At 72.9% G+C, this 22,936-nt stretch carries 20 protein-coding genes; 11 read left to right on the top strand and 9 right to left on the bottom strand.

All coding sequences use genetic code 11. The annotated features are described in order from the left end of the window. Positions 1-734: 734 nt before the first annotated feature. From FB388_RS25085 to FB388_RS25075, 3 genes are all read left to right on the top strand, one after another. Positions 735-1,481, top strand: a complete 747-nt coding sequence (locus FB388_RS25085) for a flotillin family protein (RefSeq protein WP_211362212.1) — start codon at positions 735-737, stop codon at positions 1,479-1,481. Positions 1,482-1,655: 174 nt separating this feature from the next. After that, positions 1,656-2,621: a MinD/ParA family ATP-binding protein gene (locus FB388_RS25080; RefSeq protein WP_246122374.1), complete on the top strand. Its 966-nt coding sequence runs from the start codon at positions 1,656-1,658 to the stop codon at positions 2,619-2,621. Beyond that, positions 2,618-3,580, top strand: coding sequence for a MinD/ParA family ATP-binding protein (locus FB388_RS25075; RefSeq protein WP_142104624.1), 963 nt, complete (start codon positions 2,618-2,620; stop codon positions 3,578-3,580). The genes FB388_RS25080 and FB388_RS25075 overlap by 4 nt, the downstream gene beginning before the upstream one ends. Positions 3,581-3,692: 112 nt before the next feature. Here the strand turns inward: FB388_RS25075 and FB388_RS25070 are convergent, their stop codons facing one another. After that, positions 3,693-6,020, bottom strand: a complete 2,328-nt coding sequence (locus tag FB388_RS25070; RefSeq protein ID WP_142104623.1) for a hypothetical protein — start codon at positions 6,018-6,020, stop codon at positions 3,693-3,695. 240 nt (positions 6,021-6,260) lie between these two features. On the opposite strand from FB388_RS25070, the gene FB388_RS25065 reads away from it, so the two are divergent. Both FB388_RS25065 and FB388_RS25060 read left to right on the top strand, forming a co-directional pair. Beyond that, on the top strand, positions 6,261-6,953 hold the full coding sequence (locus tag FB388_RS25065; protein WP_246122372.1) for a GntR family transcriptional regulator: 693 nt from the start codon (positions 6,261-6,263) through the stop codon (positions 6,951-6,953). A 287-nt stretch (positions 6,954-7,240) separates the two neighbouring features. Continuing rightward, positions 7,241-8,188, top strand: a complete 948-nt coding sequence (locus FB388_RS25060; RefSeq protein WP_142104622.1) for a MinD/ParA family ATP-binding protein — start codon at positions 7,241-7,243, stop codon at positions 8,186-8,188. Here the strand turns inward: FB388_RS25060 and FB388_RS25055 are convergent. After that, complete coding sequence (locus FB388_RS25055; protein ID WP_142104621.1) at positions 8,185-8,703, bottom strand: hypothetical protein; 519 nt, start codon at positions 8,701-8,703, stop codon at positions 8,185-8,187. The genes FB388_RS25060 and FB388_RS25055 overlap by 4 nt on opposite strands. A gap of 96 nt (positions 8,704-8,799) precedes the next feature. Between FB388_RS25055 and FB388_RS25050 the strand changes: the two genes are divergently transcribed. Further along, positions 8,800-9,816, top strand: coding sequence for a MinD/ParA family ATP-binding protein (locus FB388_RS25050; RefSeq protein WP_170225821.1), 1,017 nt, complete (start codon positions 8,800-8,802; stop codon positions 9,814-9,816). A 45-nt stretch (positions 9,817-9,861) separates the two neighbouring features. On the opposite strand, the gene FB388_RS25045 is transcribed toward FB388_RS25050, so the two are convergent. Next, complete coding sequence (locus FB388_RS25045; RefSeq protein WP_142104619.1) at positions 9,862-11,106, bottom strand: sensor histidine kinase; 1,245 nt, start codon at positions 11,104-11,106, stop codon at positions 9,862-9,864. Next, positions 11,082-11,783 carry a response regulator transcription factor gene (locus FB388_RS25040; RefSeq protein ID WP_211362210.1) on the bottom strand — a complete coding sequence of 234 codons (702 nt, stop codon included), beginning with the start codon at positions 11,781-11,783 and terminating at the stop codon, positions 11,082-11,084. Before FB388_RS25040 ends, FB388_RS25045 begins: the two co-directional genes overlap by 25 nt. A gap of 113 nt (positions 11,784-11,896) precedes the next feature. Here FB388_RS25040 and FB388_RS25035 point away from each other — a divergent pair, with 113 nt between their 5' ends. The 5 genes from FB388_RS25035 (at position 11,897) to FB388_RS25015 (ending at position 19,026) form a co-directional block, all read left to right on the top strand. After that, the gene (locus tag FB388_RS25035; protein WP_142104617.1) at positions 11,897-13,084 is read left to right on the top strand and encodes an ABC transporter ATP-binding protein; all 1,188 of its coding nucleotides are present in this window, start codon (positions 11,897-11,899) and stop codon (positions 13,082-13,084) included. 3 nt (positions 13,085-13,087) lie between these two features. Beyond that, positions 13,088-14,386, top strand: coding sequence for an ABC transporter substrate-binding protein (locus FB388_RS25030; RefSeq protein ID WP_142104616.1), 1,299 nt, complete (start codon positions 13,088-13,090; stop codon positions 14,384-14,386). Continuing rightward, the gene (locus tag FB388_RS25025) at positions 14,383-15,687 is read left to right on the top strand and encodes an ABC transporter permease (protein ID WP_142104615.1); all 1,305 of its coding nucleotides are present in this window, start codon (positions 14,383-14,385) and stop codon (positions 15,685-15,687) included. The genes FB388_RS25030 and FB388_RS25025 overlap by 4 nt, the downstream gene beginning before the upstream one ends. Continuing rightward, on the top strand, positions 15,684-16,526 hold the full coding sequence (locus FB388_RS25020; protein ID WP_246122370.1) for a carbohydrate ABC transporter permease: 843 nt from the start codon (positions 15,684-15,686) through the stop codon (positions 16,524-16,526). Before FB388_RS25025 ends, FB388_RS25020 begins: the two co-directional genes overlap by 4 nt. 61 nt (positions 16,527-16,587) lie before the next feature. Beyond that, positions 16,588-19,026, top strand: coding sequence for a glycoside hydrolase family 65 protein (locus FB388_RS25015; RefSeq protein ID WP_142104614.1), 2,439 nt, complete (start codon positions 16,588-16,590; stop codon positions 19,024-19,026). Positions 19,027-19,665: 639 nt separating this feature from the next. On the opposite strand, the gene FB388_RS25010 is transcribed toward FB388_RS25015, so the two are convergent. The 5 genes from FB388_RS25010 to FB388_RS24990 all read right to left on the bottom strand — a co-directional run bounded on the left by FB388_RS25010 (position 19,666) and on the right by FB388_RS24990 (position 22,890). Beyond that, entirely contained in the window at positions 19,666-20,136 is a 471-nt protein-coding gene (locus FB388_RS25010; protein ID WP_142104613.1) for a hypothetical protein, read from the bottom strand. 30 nt (positions 20,137-20,166) lie between these two features. Continuing rightward, entirely contained in the window at positions 20,167-20,907 is a 741-nt protein-coding gene (locus FB388_RS25005; protein WP_142104612.1) for a B3/B4 domain-containing protein, read from the bottom strand. 9 nt (positions 20,908-20,916) lie between these two features. After that, complete coding sequence (locus FB388_RS25000; RefSeq protein ID WP_142104611.1) at positions 20,917-21,534, bottom strand: hypothetical protein; 618 nt, start codon at positions 21,532-21,534, stop codon at positions 20,917-20,919. Between the two features lie 106 nt (positions 21,535-21,640). Further along, a complete protein-coding gene (locus tag FB388_RS24995; protein ID WP_142104610.1) occupies positions 21,641-22,537 on the bottom strand; it encodes a M48 family metalloprotease in 897 nt (298 codons plus the stop codon). Beyond that, complete coding sequence (locus FB388_RS24990) at positions 22,534-22,890, bottom strand: BlaI/MecI/CopY family transcriptional regulator (RefSeq protein ID WP_142104609.1); 357 nt, start codon at positions 22,888-22,890, stop codon at positions 22,534-22,536. The genes FB388_RS24995 and FB388_RS24990 overlap by 4 nt, the downstream gene beginning before the upstream one ends. Positions 22,891-22,936: the final 46 nt, after the last annotated feature.

The raw sequence follows: 22,936 nt of genomic DNA, 5'->3' as shown, positions 1-22,936 counted from the left end.
GCCTCCTGGCGGCGCCGCGCATTGCGTGGGGCCGCCCCTCACAGCTCAAGGGCGCCTGCGGCGTCGCTTCGCGAGCGCTTCGCGCCCCTTGACCTGTGAGCCTCTGCGGCCCCTGAGGGCAAGCTTTGCGGGCAGGCCAGGGGCCTGCCCTCTTGGTGCGCGGCGCCGCCAGGAGGCCGGTGTCGGGCATCTGGTCGCCGTCGCGCGCCGGGTTTGTGCCCGCGCGCACCCTTTGTTGGGCCGCACAACCGTTCGACGGGCAGCGCGGGCCGAGAACGGGTCGTGAACCTTGCGGATCAGGCCCGAGCAGTACGTGACGGCCTCGCCCGCGACGCTCGTGTGCTCCTCGCGCCGATCAGCCTGGCCGCGACCTCGGTCCCGCCCATGATCGGTGTTTCGGCGCGTTCCCGGCTCATTTCCGCCGGTTCTGCGCCGAATCCGTGATCATGGTGGTGAGACCGCCTTCGGTGGCGCCGCGCGCCGAAGGGGCTGGCCTGTGGCCTGCCCGCGAAGCGGGCCCGGAGGGGCCGTAGAGGCTCGCGGGTCAAGGGTCGCGCCAGCGATCGCGGCAGCGGCGCGGAGCGCGCTTGAGGCGTGAGGGGCGGCCCCGCACGATGCGCGGCGCCACCGAAGGCCGAGATCGATCGCCAGCCACATCACTCGTTCGGAACTTGACACGCGCGGACCACGCCGAATACGCGGTTCGGGCGAACCTCGGTGAGAGGATGCGCGGCGTGTACCGGGTCTTCGAATCGCTCGACGCGCTGGTCACGGTCGTCGAGGAGGCTCGGGGTGTCCCGATGACCTCCAACTGCGTCGTGCCACGCGGTGACGTGCTCGACCTGCTCGACGACGTCCGCGAGGCGCTGCCGGGCGAGCTCGACGACGCGCAGGACGTCCTGGACCGCCGCGACGAGATCGTCGACGACGCCACCCAGGAGGCCGAGCAGACCCGCAGCGCGGCGCAGGAGGAGGCCGAGCGGCTGGTCGCGGACGCGCAGGCCGAGTCGGAGCGGCTGCTCGCCGAGGCGCGGGCCGAGGCCGAGCAGACGGTGGCCCGCGCCCGTCACGAGGCCGAGCGCGCGGTGTCCGAGGGGCGTCGCCAGTACACGGAGCTGACCGACCGGGCGAAGGCGGAGGCGGAGCGGATCGCGCACGCCGGGCGGGCCGCGCACGACCGGTACATCGCGGACGGCCAGGCCGAGCAGGCGCGGCTGGTGTCGCAGAGCGAGGTCGTGCGCGCGGCCCACGCCGAGGCGGCCCGGGTCGTCGACGCAGCCGAGGGCGAGGCCGACCGGCTGCGCCAGGAGTGCGACGGCTACGTCGATGCCAAGCTCGCCGAGTTCGAGGACGCCCTCGGCAAGGCGTTGCGCACGATCAGCCGCGGCCGCAGCAACCTCTGGCGCGGTGCTCCGCAGAACGGCGCAGCCGGTCCTCACCTGAACGGTCGATCCGGTACCGGCATGGATCTCATCGACTGAGTTGCTGATCGATCACCATCGGGGGACTCCGGCGACGTCGCGCGTTAGGCTCACCCCGTGGTGCGCCGTCGGGTCGAACCAGACCCCTCGATCTGGTGGGAGCGGTACGGTCATCGGCTGGAACCGCAAGCGCTGCGGCACACCGAGTGGGGACCCGAACAGCCAGGGGGTGCAGTGAGTTCCACGGGGTCCGCGTCTCCGCTCGGTCCTCCGCAGGAGGATCCGGGCGGCAGCGCGACGGCGCTCGACGCCGACGCGATCCTCCGTGCGCGGCCCGACGAGCCGTCGATGGGGTGGCGCCGCGCGGTGCTGCGTGCCACCGGCGGCGTGATCAACCCGGGACCGAGCGCGGCCGAGGTGCGGTGGCGTGACCTGCTGCACCGCATCCGGCGGCCGCTGATCCAGTCCCACCGCATCGCGGTGAGCTCGATCAAGGGCGGGGTCGGCAAGACCACGGTGGCCACCCTGCTGGGGCTGGTCATGGCCGAGAACCGAGGCGACCGGGTGATCGTGCTCGACGCCAACCCCGACGCCGGCACGCTCGCCGACCGGCTGACGGGGGAGTCCTCGGTCACGGTGCGGGAGCTGCTGCGCGACCTCGACCGGATCCACTCGTGGACCGAGGTCTCGCGCTACACGAGCCTCGCCGGCAGGCTGCAGGTGCTCGCTTCCGAGCAGGACCCGGCGTCCAGCGATGCGTTCAGCCGCGAGGAGTACCAGCAGATCTGCGCGCTGCTGGACCGCTTCTTCAACATCATCATCACCGACTCGGGCACCGGGCTCGTGCACTCGGCGATGGAGGGCACGCTGAAGCTCGCCGACAGCCTCATCGTGGTGGGCGCGCCCACCGTCGACGGCGCGGGGCGAGCCAGCAAGACGCTCGACTGGCTGCTGGCCCACGGTCACTCGGCGCTCGCCACGGAGGCGGTCGTCGTGCTGTCGTGCGACCGCACCAGCGCCGAGGTCGACCAGGAGCGGATCCGCAAGCACTTCGCCGCCCGCAGCCGGGCGGTGGTCGAGATCCCGCACGACCCGCACCTGGCCACCGGTGGCCGCGTCGAGCTCGCCCACCTGCGCCCGGCCACCCGGGACGCGGCCTACGAGCTGGCCGCCCTGATGGCCGATCGTTTCACCACGTGAGTGACACCGGCGAGATCCTCGAGGGCAGATCGGGCGAGCTCACCGAGGACGCGATCGTCCGCTTCCGCGGTGAGCGACCCGAACACGGCTGGCGCGGCGTTCTGTACCGCCTCACCGGCGGCCTGGTCAACCCGGGCCTCGGCGCGGCCGAGCGGGCTCGCCGCGACCGGCTGCGGCGCATCCGCCGTCCCGTGCCGGGCACCCACCAGATCGCCGTGAGCTCGATCAAGGGTGGGGTCGGCAAGACCACGGTGTCGGCGTGCCTCGGGCTCGTGCTCGCGGAGCACCGCGGCGACCGGGTGATCGCACTGGACGCCAACCCGGACGCCGGCACGCTCGCCGACCGGCTCACCGGCGACACGTCGGTCACCGTGCGGCACATGCTGGAGAACCTGGAGTCGGCCTACTCGCTCTCCGACGTGGCCCGCTACACGAGCCTCGCCGGGCGGCTGCAGGTGCTCGCGTCCGAGCAGGACCCGGCCATGAGCGAGGCGTTCGACCGCGCGGGCTACGAGCGGGTCTGCTCCGTGCTCACCCGCTTCTACAACGTGATCATCACCGACTCGGGCACCGGACTCGTGCACTCGGCGATGGAGGGCACGCTCGCGCTGGCCGACAGCCTCGTGGTGGTCGGAGCCCCCACCGTCGACGGCGCCAGCAGGGCCAGCAAGACCCTCGACTGGCTCGTGGCACACGGTTTCGAAGCCCAGGTGGCCCAGGCCGTGGTCGTGCTGTCCTGCGACCGGCAGAGCGCCGAGGTGGACCCGAAGCGCGTGCGGGGGCACTTCGAGTCCCGCTGCCGTGGCGTGGTGGACATCCCGCACGACCCGCACCTCGCCTCCGGCGGGCGGATCGAGCTCGACCGGCTGCGCCCGGCCACGCACGACGCGTTCCTCGCACTGGCCGCCCTGCTCGCCGACGGCTTCAGCGGCCGCCCCGTGCCACCGCACACCGCCTGATACCTGCGAGTCGCACGGGAGTGACTCCCCGCAGCGCTGACCTGCTCCTCGCACCAACGACACGAGCCCCGCCGCACCGAAGTGCAGCGGGGCTCGCTCGTCGCCGGGAAGGTCAGTCGTCGTCCCCGCCGGAGTCCGAGTCGCCGGAGCCCGAGTCGCCGGAATCCGAGTCGCCGGAGTCGGAGTCGCCGTCGCCCTTGTCCTTCTTGTCGGACTTGCCGCCGTCGTCCCCGTCGTCGCCCCCGTCGTCGTCGGAGTCGCCGTCGTCCTTGCCCTTGTCGGAGTCGCCCTTGTCGGAGTCCTTGTCCGAGTCGCCCTTGTCCGAGTCGCCCTTGTCGGAGTCGTCGTCGTCGGAACCCCGGTCCTTGTGCTTGCCGGAGTCCTCGTCGTCGTCGGAGTCCTTCTCGTCGGAGTCGGACCTGTCGCTGTCGTGCTTCGACTCTCCGCGGTCCTTGTCGCGCTGGCGCTCGGCCTTGCCGCTGGGTCGCTTGCGGTCGTTGTCCTCGTCGGCGCGCTCGTCGGAGTCGGAGTCCTTCTCGTCCGAGTCGGACTTGTCGCTGTCGTGCTTCGACTCCCCGCGGTCCTTGTCGCGCTGGCGCTCGGCCTTGCCGCTGGGTCGCTTGCGGTCGCTGTCCTCGTCGTCGTCGCGATCGCCGCCGAGCAGCCCGTCGGTGATACCGCGGACGAGGCCGCGGTCATCGTCGTCGTCGTCGCGATCGCGCCGGCTGCCGCGGTCGTCGTCACTGTCGTCGTCGCGGTCGGATCCCCAGCCGGAGCGGTCGCTCTTGCTGCCGCGGTCGTCGTCGCGGTCCTCGCGCTCGCTGCGGTCCTCGTCGCTGCTGCCGCGACGGGCGCTGCTGCTGTCGTCGTCGCTGTCGTCGTCCCGGTCGGAGCCGCCGAGCAGCCCGCCGCTCACGCCGCGCACGACGTCACCGAGCCCGCCCCCGGAGTTGCCGCGGGAGCTGTTGCTGCGCTCGTCGTCGCTGCGGTCCTCGTCGCCCTGGGCGCCGCGGGTCTCGCGCTTGTTGGCCCGCTCGTCCCGGTTGCTGGTGTCGCCCTGGCCGAGGGCGCGGTTCAGCGAGCCTGCGACCGACTGCACGGGGTTCTCGGACCGCCCGGCGTTCTCGGACTGCCCGGCGTTGTCGGACTGCCCGGCGTTCTCGGGCTTGTCGTCGCCCTTCGAGTCCTGCGAGCGGCCACCGTCGGCGAGGATGTCCGGGGTGTTCGGGCGCTCCGGGTCGGGCGGTGCGGTGGTGCCGACGTCGCCGCGCTCCTTGTCGCCGTCCTCGCGGCGCGGCGTGGTGGCGGGGTCCTGGCCGTCGGTGGCCTCGTGCTCCTTGTCGTCGTCCTTCTCACCGGGATCGGGACGGCCTGCGACGACCGCCTTGACCCGCTCGACGATCGGGCTGGTCTCGTCCTTCTCGGCCGGGAGCGGCGAGCTGAGGGCCTGGTCGACGCCGTTGCGCAGGTCGGTGAGCGCCTGGGCCGCGTGGTCGCGCTGCTGGCGGACGATCTCGCGCTGGGACTCGAGCTGCCGCAGCGCCTCCTTGTAGTCCGGGGAGGCGGCGGTGGTGGTGGACTCGGTGAGCGTGCGCTCGACGGCGTCGAGCTGGGCCTGCGCCGAGGTGAGCTCCGAGGTGCGCTCGGGCAGTGCCTTGAACGCCTCGAGCTGGGACATCAGGATCGCGCGCTGCTGCTCCAGCAGTGCCTTGCGGTCCTTGAGGGCCTGCACGGCCGCCGGCTCCTGGGCGCGGCGCTGGGCCGGAAGGGCGAGCCAGCTGGCCTCGGCCTGGGCGACGGCGTCCAGCTGGCTGCTGAGCGACGCGAGCACGACCTGTGCCTTGTCGGCCCACACGTCGGCGTCCATCGACGGCTGGTTCGCGGCCTGCGGCGGCAGCGGGGTGGGCGTGGTCGGGATGACGTTCTGGCTGACGAAGTAGCTGGCGCCACCCGCCACGAGGCTCGCGATGGCGACGCTCGCGATGGCGCGCTTGCCGATGTGGGTGCCGGAGCTCTGGCGGTCGCCGGCCATGCGGACCGGCTTCCGCTTCTTGACGCGCTTCGAGGTGATGGTGCGGACGGTGCGCGGGGACGGCAGCGTGGGGGGAGCCACCGTCCACGCCGCGGCCGGGCTCCACTCGCGGTCGGGCACCGCAGCCGGCTCGGGCTCCTCCTGACGGGGGTCGACGCCGAGCGGCGCGGGCAGCTCGGTGGTCGGCTGCTCGGACGCCTCGTCCTTCGGTGCCTGCGCGACCGGCTGCGTGACGGCGGCAGCCGCCGGCACCGCCGGGGCCGCGTCCATCCGGGCGGCATGGCGCGCCTTGCGCGCGGCCGCGCGGTGGGCGGGCGAGCAGTACAGGCGCCGCGGGCCACCGTCCTCTGGCTGCTCGACCATCTCGTTGCACCCGGGCAGGGCACACTGCTGTGGCCCGTCGGTCATGTCGTCCCCCCAAGGACAGCTCAGCGCTGCCGTGTGTCACGGCGAGCCTTCACCCGATCGAGGGGCAGCGTACTGCCAACCGGGTGGCCACACGATGTCGAGTCGACCTTGAACCGGTGAAGTTGCTCTCCGTGATCGATTCAACTTCGGTCAGTCACGTCAAGCCCCTTCCGTCGTTCGATTGTTGTACGATCCTTCAAGACGCACAACCCCCTGTGTGTCCCAACCGCTGGAGGCGCGTTGACCACCGAAGCCTTGGCCGCCGACCGCGCTCTGCTCTCGCGGACGAGCACGGCCGAGCGGGTCGCAGCCATCCTGCGCACGCGGATCATCGAGGGCTACTTCCCGCCGGGCACGAGGCTCGCGGAGGACGCCATCGGCAGCGCGCTCGGAGTCTCCCGCAACACGCTGAGGGAGGCGTTCCGCCTCCTGTCGCACGAACGGCTGCTCACCCACGAGCTCAACCGCGGGATGTTCGTGCGGACGCTCACCGTCGAGGACGTGGTCGACCTCTACCGGGTGCGCCGGTTCGTCGAGTGCGGCGTGGTCCGCACCGTCACCGGCCCGCATCCCGGGCTCGCTGCCGTGGCCGCAGCGGTCGAGGACGGGAAGCAGGCGCTCGACAGCCGCGAGTGGCAGGCGCTCGGCACGGCGAACATCAAGTTCCACCAGGCGCTCGTGGCGCTCGCGGGCAGCCGGCGCTCCGACGAGCTGATGAGCGGCATCCTGGCCGAGCTGCGGCTGGTGTTCCACGTGATGGCCGATCCCCAGCGGTTCCACGAGCCCTACCTCGCCCGCAACCGGCAGATCATGGAGCAGCTGCAGCTCGGCGACGGCCCCGGCGCCGCCGAGGCGTTGGACGTCTACCTGCGCGACGCCGAGAACCAACTCGTGCAGGCCTTCGCCGAACTGGAGATCGACCAGAGCGCCTAGTGGCCCCCGAACCGCCGGGAGAACGCCGAGGCAAGATAGGCAACGTTCGCGGTCGGACCAGGGGGAACGGGTAGCGCATGCCGAAGCGTTCGTTTGCACCGCCGGACTCGGGCACCGCTCGGCCGGAGACGACGCCGCCGAGTCCGCCGGTACCCGAACCACCCCCGCCCGCCGAGGTCCCGGTCGAGGCTCCGGTCGAGGAGGTGGCCTCGAGCGCGCCGGAGGAGCCGGAGCCTGAGGCACCGTGGGCTCCCCGGCGGAAGACCCAGCCGCCGGAGCGGCCGGCCGTGGACCCGCGGGCACACACCGCGTCCGAGCTCACCGAGTACACGATCGTCCGGAGGCGGTCGGACAAGCCGGGCTCGGGGTGGCGCCGCGCCGTGCACGTCGCGAGCGCAGGTCTGGTCAACCCGGGGGTCGGTCCGGCCGAGCAGCGCCGGCAGGAGCTGGCGCTGCGCATCCGCTGCCCGCTGCCGGGGCCGCGGCAGATCGCGGTGGCGTCGATGAAGGGCGGGGTCGGCAAGACCACGGTGACGGCGATGCTGGGGCTGATGCTCTCCGAGCACCGCGGCGACCGGATCGTGGCGCTCGACGCCAACCCGGACGCCGGCACGCTCGCCGAGCGGCTCACCGGCCGCACCGACTCGACCGTCCGGGACCTGCTCGACTCCCTGGGCAACGTCGGGTCGTTGAGCGACATCGCCCGGTTCACCAGCCTCTCCGGTCGCCTCCAGGTGCTCGCATCGGAGCAGGACCCGGCGCGTGGTGAGGCCTTCGACCGGGCCGAGTACGAGCGGGTGTGCGCCGTGCTGTCCCGCTTCTACAACGTGGTGGTCACCGACTCCGGCACCGGCATGGTGCACTCGTCGATGGACGGCACGCTCGCGCTCGCGAACAGCCTCGTGATCGTCGGGTCGCACACGGTCGACGGCGCGAGCCGGGCCAGCAGGACGCTGGACTGGCTGGTGGCGCACGGGCACGACGAGCTGGTGGAGCGGGCGGTCGTCGTGCTGTCCCAGGACCGCACCAGCCCGGAGATCGACGGTGAGCGGCTCGTCGCCCACTTCGAGGCGCGCAGCCGGGCCGTCGTGCTGGTGCCCCACGACCCCCACCTGGCGACGGGCAGCCGGATCGAGCTCGACAAGCTGCGGCCTGCCACCTCGGACGCTTTCCTCGAGCTGGCCGCCCTCGTCGCCGACGACTTCGGCAACCCGCCACCCGTCCGCCGCGGTTAGCGGGACACTGGCGTCCCGCCGTGCGGATCCGGACCCGTGTGGCAGCGTCGAGGGGGCAACGGCACCATGCCCGGTGTGAAGATCTCTACGCAGTCCCGGACCGCGATGGCACGGTTGCTCGTCGCCGCGGCGTCGGTCGCGCTGCTGACGGCGGGGTGTTCCTCCAACGTCACGGGTGAGGCCTCCCCGGCATCCGGCGACGGGTCGAGCGCGAGCACGGCGCCGTCGCCGTCGCGTTCGTCGGACCGGCCCGCCGCCGGGACCTGCGAGATCAGGGTGTCGACCAACGGCTCGATCGTGAGCCGCGGCGCGGGTGGACGGACGATCACGACCAACGGCCGCACGTCGTTCTCGTGCGCCCGCGGACCGTTGATCGCCATCGACTCGATCGACTCGTCGGGGGTGACGTTCTCCGCGGACGGGAAGCCGGTCACCGTGGCGCCGGGAGCGACCGAGACGGTCGCTGCGTACCGGATCTCGGTGAGCTCGGCGGACGCCTCGGGCGCCGAGTTCACGGTCGAGCCCGCCTGATCGCCGGTCGACGACGCGCGCGGTAGCCTGCACCCCGTGCCGAGATCATCGGTGTACGGCCGGGGCCCGGGGGTGGACTGGTGAGCTCGGAGGACGCAGACCCGGATCGCGGGCCGGCGCGCGAGGCCGGTGAGCTCTCCGATGTCGAGGAGCTCACCGCCGACACGATCGTCCGTCGCCGGGTCGACCGCCCGCAGGGTGGCTGGCGCGGGGCGGTCTTCACAGCCAGCCGGGGGCTGCTGAACCCCGGCGTTGGCCCCGAGGAGCACGCGTACCGGGACCAGGTGCGCCGCATCCGCCGCCCACTCGGCAGCGCCCACCAGATCGCCATCACCTCGATCAACGGTGGCGTCGGGAAGACCACGGTGGCGGCGTGCGTCGGGCTGGTGCTGGCCGAGCACCGGGGCGACCGGGTGGTTGCGCTCGACGCCAGCCAGAACGCCGGCACCCTCGCCGACCGGCTCACCGGCGACACGTCGAGAACCGTGCGCGACATGCTGGGTGAGATCGACTCCCTGGGCTCCCTCGCCGACGTCTCCCGCTTCACGAGCCTCGCGGGCCGGCTGCAGGTGATCGCCTCCGAGCAGGACCCCGCGATGAGCGAGGGGCTGACCCGCGCCGAGTACGAGCGCGTCTGCGAGGTGCTGCGCCGCTTCTACAACGTCGTGATCACCGACTCCGGCAGCGGCCTCGTGCACTCCGCGGTGGGCGGCACGCTCGCGCTTGCGCACAGCCTCGTGATCGTCGGGTCTCCCACGGCCGACGGAGCGAGCCGGGTGAACAAGACCCTCGACTGGCTCCTCGCGCGCGGGCCCGCCCAGCGGGTGTCCGATGCGGTGCTCGTGCTCACCTGCGACCGGGCCACCAAGCACATCGACACCGTGCGGGTGCGGCGCCACTTCGAGGCGCGCTGCCGCGCGGTGGTCGAGGTGCCGTTCGACCCGCACCTCGCCACCGGAGCGCAGATCGAGATCGACCGCGTCCGGGCCGCCACGCAGGACGCGTTCCGCTCGATCGCGGCACACCTGGCCGACCGGTTCGACGCCACCCCGGTAGGGGTGGGGGCGGAGATGGTGACGGTCGACCGCGCCTTGTAGCGCTGGTACGCGAGCACGGCGAGGATTCTGCTGGTCGAGCGCGCCCTATGCGCTTGATCCGGCCTCGGCGAACCGCAGCCGGACCCGGGCGCCGCCGAGCGCCGCCCGCTCGACGTGGATCGTGCCGCCGGTGGCCTCCACCGCGTCGCGGGCGATGGCGAGTCCGAGGCCGGTGCCGTCGCCCGTGCTCACTCCGCGGCTCAGGGCGGCGGCCGGGTCGGCGACGCCGAGGCCCGCGTCGTCCACCACGAGGCTGACCCACCCCGCGTGGCGGACCACCGTGACGGCGAACGCGGTGCCGTCGGGGGTGTGGCGGAAGACGTTGCCGAGCAGCGCGTCGACGACGGCGGCGAGGTCGTCCTCGGCGAGCGCGATCACGGCGGGCGGCTCGGCGGTCACCGTGCACGGGCGGCCGCTGTGCTGGGCCAGCGCCGCCCAGAAGCCCATCCGCAGGCGCACCACCTCCGCCACGTCGCAGCGGGCGGGCCCGTCGGCGGTCGGGGCGGCGCGGATGAGCGCGTTGACGTCGCTCTCCAGGGAGGCGATGGTCTGCTTCACGCGCTCGGCGGCCGGGCCGTCGCCGATCCCTCCCGCGTCGAGGGCGAGCGCGGTGAGCGGGGTGCGCAGGCGGTGCGACAGGTCCGCTGCCAGCTTGCGCTCGCGGCTTCGGGCCTCGGCGAACCGCGCGGACAGCGAGGCGAGCGCGGCGCCGAGTGCCGCCGTCTCGGGCACGGCCATCGGACCGGGCACCGGTGGGGGGTCGTCGTGCCCGATCGCGGCCGCGCCTTCGGTGAGCTCGGCCAGGTCGGTCGACACGGGGCGCACCCGGCGGGCCGCCACGACGGCACCCGCGGCCGCGGCCAGCGCGCCCGCGCCGAGCAACAGCGCGGCGAGCCCCAGCTCGGCCGACCCGGGGGCGACGCCGGGCACGAACACCTCGACGGTGGCCGCGCCCGCGGCCCGGACCAGCACGATCCCTCCTCCGACCGCGACCTCGGCCGGCGGGACCACGGCGCCGGGGTCGAGCCTCGACGAGCCGACCGTCGAGCCGTCGAGGTGCACGGCGAGCCTGCCCTCGCGACCGGCAGGCGTGCGCGCGATGCCGCGCAGCAACGCCTCGCGGTCGGAGGTGACCTCGGCGAGACTGACGAGCGCCGCGAGGTCGGCCTCCGAGCCGGCGCGCAACCGGTCGCGCTCGTCGACCAGGTGCACGACCAGCGCGGTGGCGGTGACCGCCGCGACGGCGGCCGCTGCCGTGGCGAGGATCAGGCGGAGGACGAGGCGTTGCACGGGTCGATCAGCTTGTAGCCCACCCCACGGACGGTGTGGATGTACCGCGGTTCGGCCGCGGACTCACCGAGCTTGCGCCGTACCCACGACACGTGCACGTCGATGGTCTGGTGGATGTTGCGATCGGCGGACGCGTGCCACACGTTGTGGGCCAGCTCCTCCTTCGACACGACCTTCCCGCACCGAGCCCCGAGGTAGGCCAGCAGGTCGAACTCGCGGCGGGGGAGATCGACGGGTTCCGCGCGCAGGGTCACCTCCCGGCGGACCTCGTCGATGACCAGATCGCAGATCCTGACGGGCTCGTCGGGTTCTGCGACCTTGGACCGGCGCAGGACCGCGCCGACGCGGGCGGTCAGGACCTGGCTCGAGAACGGCTTGGTGATGTAGTCGTCCGCGCCCTCCTCGAGCAGCCGCACGATCGTCCGCTCGTCGGTGCGGGCCGTGGCGATGATCACGGGCACTTCGCTGGCCCCGCGCAGGTACCGCAACGCCATGTCCCCGTCGAAATCGGGCAGACCCAGATCCAGCACGATGAGGTCGACCTTGCTCTTGGCGAGGGCACCCAGGGCGGCCGAGGCGGTGCCGACCGGCTGCACGACGTGCCCCGCGTCGCGCAGCGCCTCCGTCATCGCCCTCCGGACGGCGTGGTCGTCCTCGACCACCAGCACCAGCGCCATGCACGCACCGTAGACCACCTGCTACCGGCTTCACGGGGATCTTCGCGGCTCCTTAAGGTCGGCTTGGGGGCGCGCCTCATACGATTCGCCCCTGGCGAGTCGACGGGGGCATCGTGGCGGGGATCGAGCTGGATCGCGTCAGCAAGGTCTATCCCGACGGCACGCGCGCGATCACCGATCTGTCGATCGACGTGATGGACGGGGAGCTCCTCGTGGTGGTCGGCCCGTCCGGCTGCGGGAAGACCACGGCGCTGCGGATGATCGCGGGACTGGAGAAGATCAGCGACGGCGAGGTCCGCATCGGCGGCGAGGTCGTGAACACGATGCCGGCCCGCGACCGCGACGTGGCGATGGTGTTCCAGTCCTACGCGCTCTACCCGCACCTCACCGTGTTCGACAACATCGCGTTCGGCCTCACCCTCCGCAAGACACCGCGCGACGTCGTCGAACGTCGCGTCCGCGAGGTGGCGGAGCTGCTGGAGCTCGGTGAGCACCTGCGACGCAAGCCCCGCCACCTGTCCGGTGGCCAGCGCCAGCGGGTGGCGATGGGACGGGCGATCGTGCGCGAGCCGCGTGCGTTCCTGATGGACGAGCCGCTGTCGAACCTCGACGCGAAGCTCCGCGTGCAGATGCGCGCCCAGATCGCCCGGATCCAACGCGACCTGAGAGCCACCACCGTCTACGTCACGCACGACCAGACCGAGGCGATGACGCTCGGCGACCGGGTGGCCGTGATGCGCGCGGGCGTGCTGCAGCAGATCGCGTCGCCGCAGGAGCTCTACGACGAGCCGGTAGACACGTCCGTGGCCGCGTTCATCGGGTCGCCCCCGATGAACATGGTCGTGGCCGGGTTCGACGTCGACGACGACGGCGGGGCCTCGGTCTCGTTCGGCGGACACCGCCTCGCCGTGCCGCAGATCGTGCTGCGCAAGCGGCCCGCGCTCGCGGCCTACTCCGGCAGGCAGCTCGTGCTCGGCATCCGCTCGGAGGACATGGACGACGCCGCGATCGCCGACGGGCCGGAGGGCACCACGCTCCGGTCCGTCGCGGACCTGGTGGAGGCGATGGGCGCGGACGTGATGGTGCACTTCCCGGTGAGAGCGGAGCAGGCCCGCACGGAGGAGCACGAGACGCTCGACCGGGAGTCGGGCCGGGTGCGCGCGCCGGGCGGCGGCGCCCTGCTCGTCGGCCGGTTCAGACCACGCACCCGGATCTTCGAGGGGCAGCCGATCACGGTCCGCGTCGACACGGAGCGCCTGCACTTCTTCGACCTCGACACCGGCCACTCGATCCGGCGGTGACGCGTGCGCGGGAAGAGGTGCCTCGGCGGGTTGGTGACGGCCGTTCTCGTCGTGGCCGCATGCGGTGCTCCCCGCCCCGCGCCGGCGCGACCCGGCCCGCTGTCGGGGCAGACCATCGAGGTCCTCGCCGTGTGGTCGGACGAGGAGCAGACGGCGTTCGAGCGGGTGCTCGACGTCTTCGAGCAGCGCACCGGTGCCACCGTCACCTACGTCTCGGGCGGTGACGAGGTGCCCACGGTGCTCGCGACCCGGCTGGCCGGCGGTTCGCCCCCGGACGTCGCGGGCATCGCACAGCCCGCACTGGTGCGCACGCTCGCCCGCGCCGGGTCGCTCGTGCCGGTCGACCCCGGCACCGAGTCCGTGATCGACGCGCAGTTCGCGCCGGTCTGGAAGGACCTGGGCACCGTCGACGGCCGGCTCTACGGATTCGTGTTCAAGGCCGCGAACAAGTCCACGCTCTGGTACGACGCGAGGCAGCTCGGCCCCGCCTTCGTGCCGCCGCACACGTGGGAGGAGTTCGTCGAGACGCTGCGGAAGCTGTCCGACACCGGGGACACACCGCTCTCGGTCGGCGGCGCCGACGGGTGGACGCTCACCGACTGGTTCGAGAACGTCTACCTGCAGACCGCGGGCGGCCCGATGTACGACCGCCTCGCCCGCCACGACATCCCCTGGACCGACCCCTCGGTCCGCACCGCCCTCGAGACGCTGGGGCGCGTGCTCCGCCCGGAGAACCTGCCCGGCGGCACCTCCGGTGCGCTGCAGACCGAGTTCAGCGAGTCGGTCGTGAACGTGTTCGGCGAGGTGCCGAAGGCGTCGATCGTGTTCGAGGCCGACTTCGTGGCCGGGGTGATCGCGCAGAGCACGTCGGCGACGGTCGGCGTGGACGCGCGCGTGTTCCCGTTCCCGCGCATCGGGCCCGCGGCGTCCGTGGTGAGCGGCGGCGACACGCTCGTGGCCCTCACCGACGAGCCGGGCACGCGGGCGCTCATGCAGTTCCTCGCCGGGTCGGAGGCGGCGTCGATCTGGGCGGCGGAGGGCGGGTTCGTGTCGCCCAACCGGGACGTCGAGCTGGGGGAGTACCCCGACGACAGCACCCGGGAGATCGCCGAGGAGCTGGTCGGCGCGGAGAACCTCCGCTTCGACATGTCCGACCTGATGCCGAGCGCGTTGGGCGCCACCCGCGGCGACGGCTTCTGGCGGGCGATGCAGGACTACCTGGCCGACCCGGCGCAGATCGACCGGATCCTCGCCGAGCTCGAGGTCGAGGCCACCGCCGCCTACCAGCGCGGCGACTCGTGACCGCCGAGCCGACGGGCCCGCTCTCGGGCGGCAGCCCGCGGATCGCCGCGCTCTTCCTGACCCCAGCGCTGTTGCTCGTGGTCGTCTTCCTCGTGTACCCGACGGCGTACTCGCTGGTGCGGAGCCTGTTCGACGCGCGCGGCACCGAGTTCGTCGGCGCCGAGAACTACGTCACCGCGTTCACCGACGACCGCACGCTCGTCGCCCTGCGCAACAGCGTGATCTGGGTGCTCGTCGCCCCGACCCTGGTGACCACGATCGGGCTGGTGCTCGCCGTGCTCACCGAGCGGATCCGGTGGGCCACGGCGTTCCGGCTCGTGATGTTCATGCCGCTCGCGATCTCGCTGGTCGCCTCCGGGATCATCTTCCGGCTGGTCTACGAGGAGGACCCGGACCGCGGGGTCGTCAACGCGGCGATGGTGTCCGTGCACGACGTGTTCAGCCCGGCCTCGCCCTACCCCGGGGTGCGCCCGCGGGAGGGCGGAGGGCTCGTCGCCGGGCCGGACGGCGCGCTCGTCACGGCCGATCCGGTCGATGCGCGGGGCGCGGTCGGCCTGCCGGTCACCGGCTTCGACCCCGTGGACCTGCCCGGGCGGGCCGCCCCCGCGGTGCTGCCCGAACCGGGCGCCGGGCTGCGTGGCCTGGTCTGGCTGGACGTCGGCGGCATCCCGGACCGCACCGCCGAGGTGGACGCGGGGGAACGCGGGGTGCCCGGAATCGCGGTCGAGGTGCTGGAGGGGGATCGGGTCGTCGCCACCACGACCACCGGTGACGACGGCCGGTTCACCGTGCCCGACCTCGTGGGCGGGCCCTACGCGGTCCGCCTGGCCGCGGCCAACTTCGCCGAGCCGTTCCGGGGGCTGACCTGGCTCGGCCCCGTCCTGGTCACCCCCGTCGTGATCACCGCATGGCTGTGGATCATGTCAGGGTTCGCGATGACGCTGATCGTGGCCGGGCTCGCGAGCATCCCGCGCGACGCCCTCGAAGCGGCGCGGGTGGACGGCGCCACCGAGTGGCAGGTGTTCCGGCGGGTGACGGTCCCGCTGCTCTCGCCGGTGCTGCTCGTCGTGTTCGTCACGCTGGTGATCAACGTGCTGAAGGTGTTCGACCTGGTGTTCGTCATCGCGCCGGGCTCGGTGCAGGAGGAGGCGAACGTGCTCGCCCTGCAGGTGTGGCAGGTGTCGTTCGGGGCCGGCGGCGGTGACCAGGGGCTGGGCAGCGCGCTCGCCGTGCTGCTGTTCCTGCTCGTGCTGCCGGCGATGGTGTTCAACATCAGGCGGTTCCGGGGGGACCGGTCGTGATCCGGCGCGTGGTCGCCCGCCTGGGTGGTCCGGTGGTCCGGGTCGCGCTGGTCGCCGTCGCGCTCGTCTGGATGTTCCCGGTGGTCGGCCTGCTCGTCGCGTCGCTGCGGCCGGAGGCGAGCAACGCGCGCAGCGGCTGGTGGACCGTCCTCACCGCGCCCGCGCAGCTCACGCTCGCCAACTACGCCGATCTCATGGCCGACCGCGCCGTGCTCGGCTCGCTGTGGAACACCGTGCTGATCGCCGTGCCGTCCACCGTTCTGGTGGTGGTCATCGGCGCGTTCGCGGCGTACGCGCTGGCCTGGATCGAGTTCCCCGGGCGGGACCTCGTGACGCTCGGTGTGGTCGCGCTGCTGGTCGTGCCGGTCCAGGTGGCGCTCGTCCCGGTGGCCAAGCTGCTCGGTGGGATCGGCCTGTACGGCTCGATCCCCGGTGTGGTGGCGTTCCACGTCGCGTTCGGGATGCCGTTCGCCGTGTTCCTGCTGCGCAACTCGTTCGTCGGGATGCCGCGCGACCTGCTCGAGGCCGCGCGGCTGGACGGCGGGCGGGAGCTGCGGATCTTCTGGCGGCTGGTGCTGCCGATCTCGCGGCCCGCCGTCGCGGCGCTCGCGACGTTCCAGTTCCTCTGGGTGTGGAACGACCTGCTCGTCGCGCTCGTGTTCGCCGACGAGGGCTCCGCCCCCATCACGGTGGCGTTGCGGAGCCAGCTGCGGCAGTTCGGCAACAACGTCGACGTGCTGGCGAGCGGTGCGTTCGTCTCGATGATCGTGCCGCTCGTCGTGTTCTTCGCCTTCCAGCGCGCGTTCGTGCAGGGCGTACTTGCGGGGTCGACGAAATGAGCCCGGAACGCCTCCTGCACGATGATCCGAGCTCGCTCCCCGAAGCATGGAGGTCCCGCTGATGTCGACCGGTCGCGTCTTCGCTGTGGAGCCGTGGGTCGTGCGCGAGCCGCGGCTGGATCTGGACCGAATGGGCCAGGTCGAGTCGGTGTTCGCGCTGTCGAACGGGCACATCGGGCTGCGGGGCAACCTCGACGAGGGCGAGCCGCACGCGATGCCGGGCACGTACCTGAACTCGTTCTACGAGCGGCGGCCGCTGCCGTACGCGGAGGGCGGGTACGGCTATCCCGAGTCCGGGCAGACGATCATCAACGTCACCAACGGCAAGCTGATCCGGTTGCTGGTGGAGGACGAACCGTTCGACCTGCGATACGGGCGCCTTCGGCGCCACGAACGGGTGCTCGATCTGCGGGCCGGCACGCTCTCGCGGGACGTGGAGTGGGAGTCCCCTGCCGGGCGGGTGGTGCGCGTGCGGTCCACGCGGCTGGTGTCGCTCACCCAGCGCGCGATCGCCGCTATCGAGTACGAGGTGGAGGTGCTCGACGCCCCCGCCCTCGTCGTGCTGCAGTCCGAGCTGGTGGCCAACGAGCAGCTGCCCAGCCGCAACGAGGCCGACCCGCGCGTCGAGGCGGCCCTCACCGACCCGCTGGTCGCCGAGCAGCACGCCAGCGCGGGAGCGGGGGCGTACCTGATCCACAGCACCCGGCGCTCCGGGCTGCGGGTGGCCGCGGCGATGGACCACGAGGTGCACGGGCCGGAGACCGCCGAGGTGACCTCGGAGGCGGCCGAGGACATCGCCCGCACCACGGTGATCGCCCGCCTCGAGCCCGGCAAGCCGATGCGGCTGGTCAAGTACCTGGCCTACGGCTGGTCGTCGCGCCGGTCGCTGCCGGCCCTGCACGACCAGGTGCGGGCGGCTCTCGCGGCGGCCCGCTACACCGGATGGGACGGCCTGGCCGCCGAGCAGCGGGCGCACCTGGACGAGTTCTGGGAGACCGCGGACGTCGAGATCGAGGGTGACGCCGAGCTGCAGCAGGCCGTGCGGCTGGCGACCTTCCACATCCTGCAGGCCGGGGCGCGGGCCGAGCGTCGCGGGATCGGGGCCAAGGGCCTCACCGGCGAGGGCTACGACGGGCACACGTTCTGGGACACCGAGACGTTCTGCCTGCCGGTGCTCGCGCACCTCGCCCCGCACGCGGCCGCCGACCTGCTGCGCTGGCGGCAGTCGATCCTCCCGCAGGCCTACGAGCGGGCCGAGCAGCTCGGCCTGCGAGGTGCGGCGTTCCCGTGGCGCACGATCCGCGGGCAGGAGTGCTCCGGGTACTGGCCGGCCGGCACGGCGGCGTTCCACATCAACGCCGACATCGCCGACGCCGTCCGCCGCTACGTCCTGGCGACGGGCGACACGGTGTTCGAGCGGGAGGTGGGCCTCGAGCTGCTGGTGGCCACGGCGCGGCTGTGGCGCTCGCTGGGCCACCACGACTCGGCGGGCGAGTTCCGGATCGACGGGGTGACCGGGCCCGACGAGTACACCGCGATCGTCGACAACAACGTCTACACCAACCTGATGGCGCAGCAGAACCTGCGCTACGCCGCGGACGTCGCCGCCCGCCACACCCGCGTCGCCGCCCGCTTCGGCGTCAACGCCGAGGAGATGGCCAGCTGGCGCGACGCGGCCAAGTCCATGCGGATCCCGTACGACGAGGTGCTGGGCGTCCACCCGCAGTCGGAGGGCTTCACCTCGCACGCGGTGTGGGACTTCGAGAACACGCCCGCCCACAAGTACCCGCTCCTGCTGCACGTGCCGTACTTCGACCTGTACCGCAAGCAGGTCATCAAGCAGGCGGACCTGGTGCTGGCGATGCAGCTGAGGCCGGATGCGTTCCCCCCGGAGCAGATGCGGCGCAACTTCGCCTACTACGAGGGCCTGACGGTGCGGGACTCGTCGCTGTCGGCGTGCACGCAGGCGGTGGTGGCGGCGTGGACGGGCCACCTGGACCTGGCCTACGACTACCTGGCCGAGGCCGCGCTGGTGGACCTGGACGACCTGGCCGGCAACTCCGACCACGGCGTCCACATCGCCTCGATGGCCGGCACCTGGACGGCCGTCGTCGTCGGGTTCGGTGGGATGCGCATGGACGAGGCGGGGATCCACTTCGCGCCCCGGCTGCCCCCTGCCCTGTCCCGGATCTCGTTCGGGCTCAACTGGCAGGGCCGGCAGCTGCGGGTGGAGATCCGGCCGGACGAGGCGGAGTACCGCCTCGTCTCGGGCCCGCCCATGCGGCTGGGCCACCACGGCGAGGCCATCGCCCTCGACGGCGAACCGCAGGTCGTCCCGATCCCGGCGTTCGACCCGCCCGAGCCGGTGGAGCAGCCCTACGGCCGTGCGCCCCGGCCCCGCCTCCCCGGGAACGCCACCCGGCGCACGTTCCCGGAGATCGCGATGCCGCAGGCGGCGGTGGTCGCGGGGATGGACGAGGAGCTGCGGCAGACGGGGTGAGGCATCGAGGCCTCCTGTCTCGAGGCCTTCTGTCGCAAGGCCTCCTGTCGCAAGGTCTGCCTTTTCGACGGCCTCCTGACGGCGCCGCGCATTGTGCGGGGCCGCCCCTCACAGCTCAAGGGCGCCTGCGGCGTCGCTCCGCGAGCGCTTCGCGCCCCTTGACCTGTGAGCCTCTGCGGCCCCTGAGGGCAAGCAGTGCGGGCAGGCCCAAGGGCCTGCCCTCCTTGGTGCACGGCGCCGCCAGGAGGCCGGTGTCGGCGATCTCCTTGCCGTCGCGCACCGGGTTTGTGTTCGCGCACCCCTTGTCGGTCCAGGCAGCCGGTCGACGGGCAGCGTGGGACGAGAACGGGTGCGTGAACCTTGCGGATCAGCCGCGAGCAGTACACGACGGCCTCGCGGGCGACCCTGGTGTGCTCCTCGCGCCGATCAGCCTGGCCGCGACCGCCGCTGCAGCCTCTCCCGCTCCAAGATCGGCGGTTCGGCGTTCCCGGCCGAATCTGGCCGTTTTCGCGCCGAAGCCGTGATCATGGTGGTGAGACCGGCCTTCGGTGGGGGTGGGACTGGATATGTGTGGCGCCTCCGAAGGCCTGGCCCGGGCAAGTGGCCGCGTCAGGCGCGTTCCGCGGAACGCGCTGCCGCTCAACCCTCGCGCCTGCGGATCCTCCGCCGCCGGGTCGGCTCCGGTTCCGGGTCCGGTGGGGCCGGGGCCAGCGCCAGCTGCGAGGCCTGGCGGCTGAGCACCTCCAGGTGCGCGCGCACGTCGCTGTGGGCGGGGTCCAGAGCCACCTGTTCCGCCACCTCCGCAGCTTGCGACACCGCGTCCTCGAATGCCGTGCGCGCGGCCTCGAGGCGCTTCGCGATGCGTTTGGCCGGTGCCTCGCTCACCCGGAACCAGGCCGGCTCGATCGAGTCGCCGACGATCGCCAGCCGGCGCACGGCGTCGAGCTCGACGTCGAGGCGCTGGGCGATCTCGCCGAGCCACGTGCGGGCGGGCCCCGCCGGCAGCGCGTAGGTGATCCGGCGGAACCGCCCAACCGAACCCGCGCAGTGGCCGACGTACTTGTTCCAGTAGCGGGAGAGGCTCTGAGGTGGGGCGGACCGGCGTGGCACGGATGACAGGGTGCCCCATCCGGGTCCGAGCTACCGCACGGCGTTCCTGGTGATCGCTGCGGTGGCCCCGAGGCGCACCTCGGGGGCGGCGGCCGTCAGGGTCGCCCTCGTGACGGAAGCGGCGTGCGGGGCCAGCAGTGCCGCCAGGTGGGCCGCGGCCTCGGCCGGTCGCTCGGCCGGGACGTCGGCGCTCACCCGTTCCAGCATGAAGACCGCGGACACCGTGTCCTCCCGGACCCGCGTGCGGTGGGCGTCGCGGTGGTTCCAGTGCCGGGTGAGCACCTCGGTGCCCTGTGCGTAGAGGACCTCACCGGCGCCCGGGACCTCCCGCTCGTCGGGCTCGCCGAGGGGTGTGAACCGGTCGTCGGCCGTCGCGGGCCGGATCTCGACGTGCGCGTCCAGCCGGTCGAGGTCGAAGGCGCCCGCCGGCACCGCGAACCGCACGGACGTCGCGTTGTAGGCGTCCACCGCGCTGTTGACCCGGGGAAGCCGGCCCTGGCGCACCAGGCGGCGCAGCAGCGCGTCCACGCTGGGACGGATGCGGCGGGGGTTGGTGCCGAACGCGCGGTAGGCCGCGTGCCAGGAGGCGATCGCGGGATCCTCCTCGGACCAGGTGATCGCTCCGGTCCCGGCGTCCGCCTCGGCGGCCGCGAGCGCCGACTCGGCCTCCGGCCAGTGTCCGGTGTTGTCGAGGCCGGTGGCGACGACCAGCTCCACGCGCAGCTCCGGGAACCGGGCCCGGACGTCGGGGTGCACGGTGAGGGTGGGCACGGGGCGACGCTACCGGGACACGCCTCGCAGCTCGTCGTGGCGGGCCTTCAGCCGGACGTCCTTGTTGAGCGGGTCGTGCGCCTCGTCGGGCTCGACGTCACCCGCGATCCCGGCGTCGTTGAGCACCCGGAACATCGAGACGAGGTGGGCGATGCGGGCCTCCTGCGCGTCGACGGCGTGCTGCGCCCCGGTGGCCAGCGCGAGCGTCGTGTCGACGCACCGCACCTCGCCGTGCAGGTCGGCCTGCTGCAGTACCTCGACCATCCGCCTGCGCAGCTCGGTGGGGTGCAGCCCGATCCACTCGGGCACCGAACGTGCGTCGAGGGGGAAGAGCCGGTCGCGCTTCTCCAGGTAGACCAGCTCGACGGCGTAGAGGTGCCCGAAGGAGCAGTAGCGGCAGCCGTTGTACAGCGAGATGAGCGTGCAGGCCAGGTGGGTGCGCAGCGGGCCGAGGGTGCGGAGCGTGCGTTCGTAGCGCGGCATGTTGCCGATGAACCAGGCGAGCGCGGACACCGGGCCGAGCTGAGCGACGATCGGGCCCATCAGCCGGGGCGGGAACCCCCACAGCTGCCGGCCCATCCGTTCCAGGACGCGGGTGGCGAGACGATCCGACGCTCGCTCCGCCATGCCCCCACTCCCTAACTCAGAGTGATGCTCATATTACTCGCACGTGCACCTGCATGTGAGGCGAGTTCCGGTCCGCAACGAGCAATCGGGGCTGGGCCGAACGGATTCACCACGTGGGCAGCACGTACAGGCTCGCCGGGGTGGTGGCGACGGCCAGCGCGCCCAGCGTGACCGCCCACCGCACCGAGCGGCGGATCGGCCGTGGCGCACTGCCGAGGCGCGCGATGCGGAGGGCGATCGGGGTGTCCGCGGCCGCGATCGTGCCCGTGGGCGCGGGACGGGCGCCCAGCTGGTGGAAGCGCCGGAGGGCGGTCGTGAGGGGCGCGGGGCCGTGGTGGCGGGCGGCGCGGTCGTCGGCGCACATCTCGACGAGCAGCTCCACAGCGGCGGCCGCCCGCACGACCGGCCCGATCGGCAGCGCCCGGCGTGCGGCCTGGAACGGCGCCAGCGCGAGGTGGTGGTGCCCGTGGGCGTGGGCGTGCTCGTGGGCGAGCACGGCGGCCAGCTCGCGCTCGGTCAGGGCATCGACGGCGCCCGTGCTCACCACCACGCACCCGGCCGGTCCGGGCACGTAGTAGGCCGCGGCGGCGGGGTGGTCGAGCAGGAGGGCGCGCCGGTGCGGATCGGGCCGCCCGACGAGCCGCAACAGCAGGCGATGGCGGGACCGGTGCCGCCACAGCTGCCAGGAGCTGTGCGCCTGCACGCCGACGGCCACGGCGACGAGGATCAGCCCGGCCGCCACGGCGGCGACGTGCGCACCGGTGAGGGGTGCGGCGCCCCCGGCGAGCAGCGCGCCGAGGGCGGGGGCGATCCCCCGGCCGTACGGCGCGAGGCCGATGCTGAGCAGCAGCCCGATCGCGCCGGTTACGACGCTCACAGCCGTCGCGTGCCACAGCATCAGGGCCAGCCGCGGCGCGCGGAGCGGCCAACGGCCCCTCAGGAGCGCCCACGCCGCGGCCGCGGCGAGGACGAGGGTGACGGCGTGGTGGACGACGTAGATCATCGGTCGGGGGTTTCGAGCGCGGCCCGCAGCACCTCGGCTTCCGCCGGGGTCACGGTCTGGGCGAAGCGCACCAGTGCACCGTCGCGGTCGCCGGTGCGGTCGAGCGCGCGCAGCATCAGCTCCGCGACGTAGTCGTCACGGGATGCCGCGGGCGAGTAGTGCCAGGTGCGGTCGATGTTCACGCGCGTCACGACCTGCTTGCGGGTGAGCCGTTCCAGCACGGTCTTCACGGTGGTGTAGGCGAGGTCGGGGTCGTCGATCGTGCGCAGCACCGCCCGCGCGGTGACCGGTTCCCGATGTGCCCACAGCGCGGTCATCACGTCCTGTTCGAGCTCGCCCCGCGCCCTGCGCACCGGATCATCCTCGCACCCCCTCCACGAGACTTGCTTCTACCTCTTG

This window comes from Pseudonocardia cypriaca, from assembly GCF_006717045.1.
GTDB lineage: Bacteria > Actinomycetota > Actinomycetes > Mycobacteriales > Pseudonocardiaceae > Pseudonocardia > Pseudonocardia cypriaca.
Note: the sequence above shows the minus strand (reverse complement) of the source record. Positions and strands in the feature narration are given on the sequence as shown.

What these genes read in the sequence shown, in the direction of transcription:
- FB388_RS25070 (WP_142104623.1), bottom strand. Translation starts at nt 6,020, where the DNA reads ATGACCGACGGGCCACAGCAGTGTGCCCTGCCCGGGTGCAACGAGATG.
- FB388_RS25000 (WP_142104611.1), bottom strand. Translation starts at nt 21,534, where the DNA reads ATGGCGGAGCGAGCGTCGGATCGTCTCGCCACCCGCGTCCTGGAACGG.
- FB388_RS25015 (WP_142104614.1), top strand. Translation starts at nt 16,588, where the DNA reads ATGTCGACCGGTCGCGTCTTCGCTGTGGAGCCGTGGGTCGTGCGCGAG.
- FB388_RS24995 (WP_142104610.1), bottom strand. Translation starts at nt 22,537, where the DNA reads ATGATCTACGTCGTCCACCACGCCGTCACCCTCGTCCTCGCCGCGGCC.
- FB388_RS25040 (WP_211362210.1), bottom strand. Translation starts at nt 11,783, where the DNA reads ATGGCGCTGGTGCTGGTGGTCGAGGACGACCACGCCGTCCGGAGGGCG.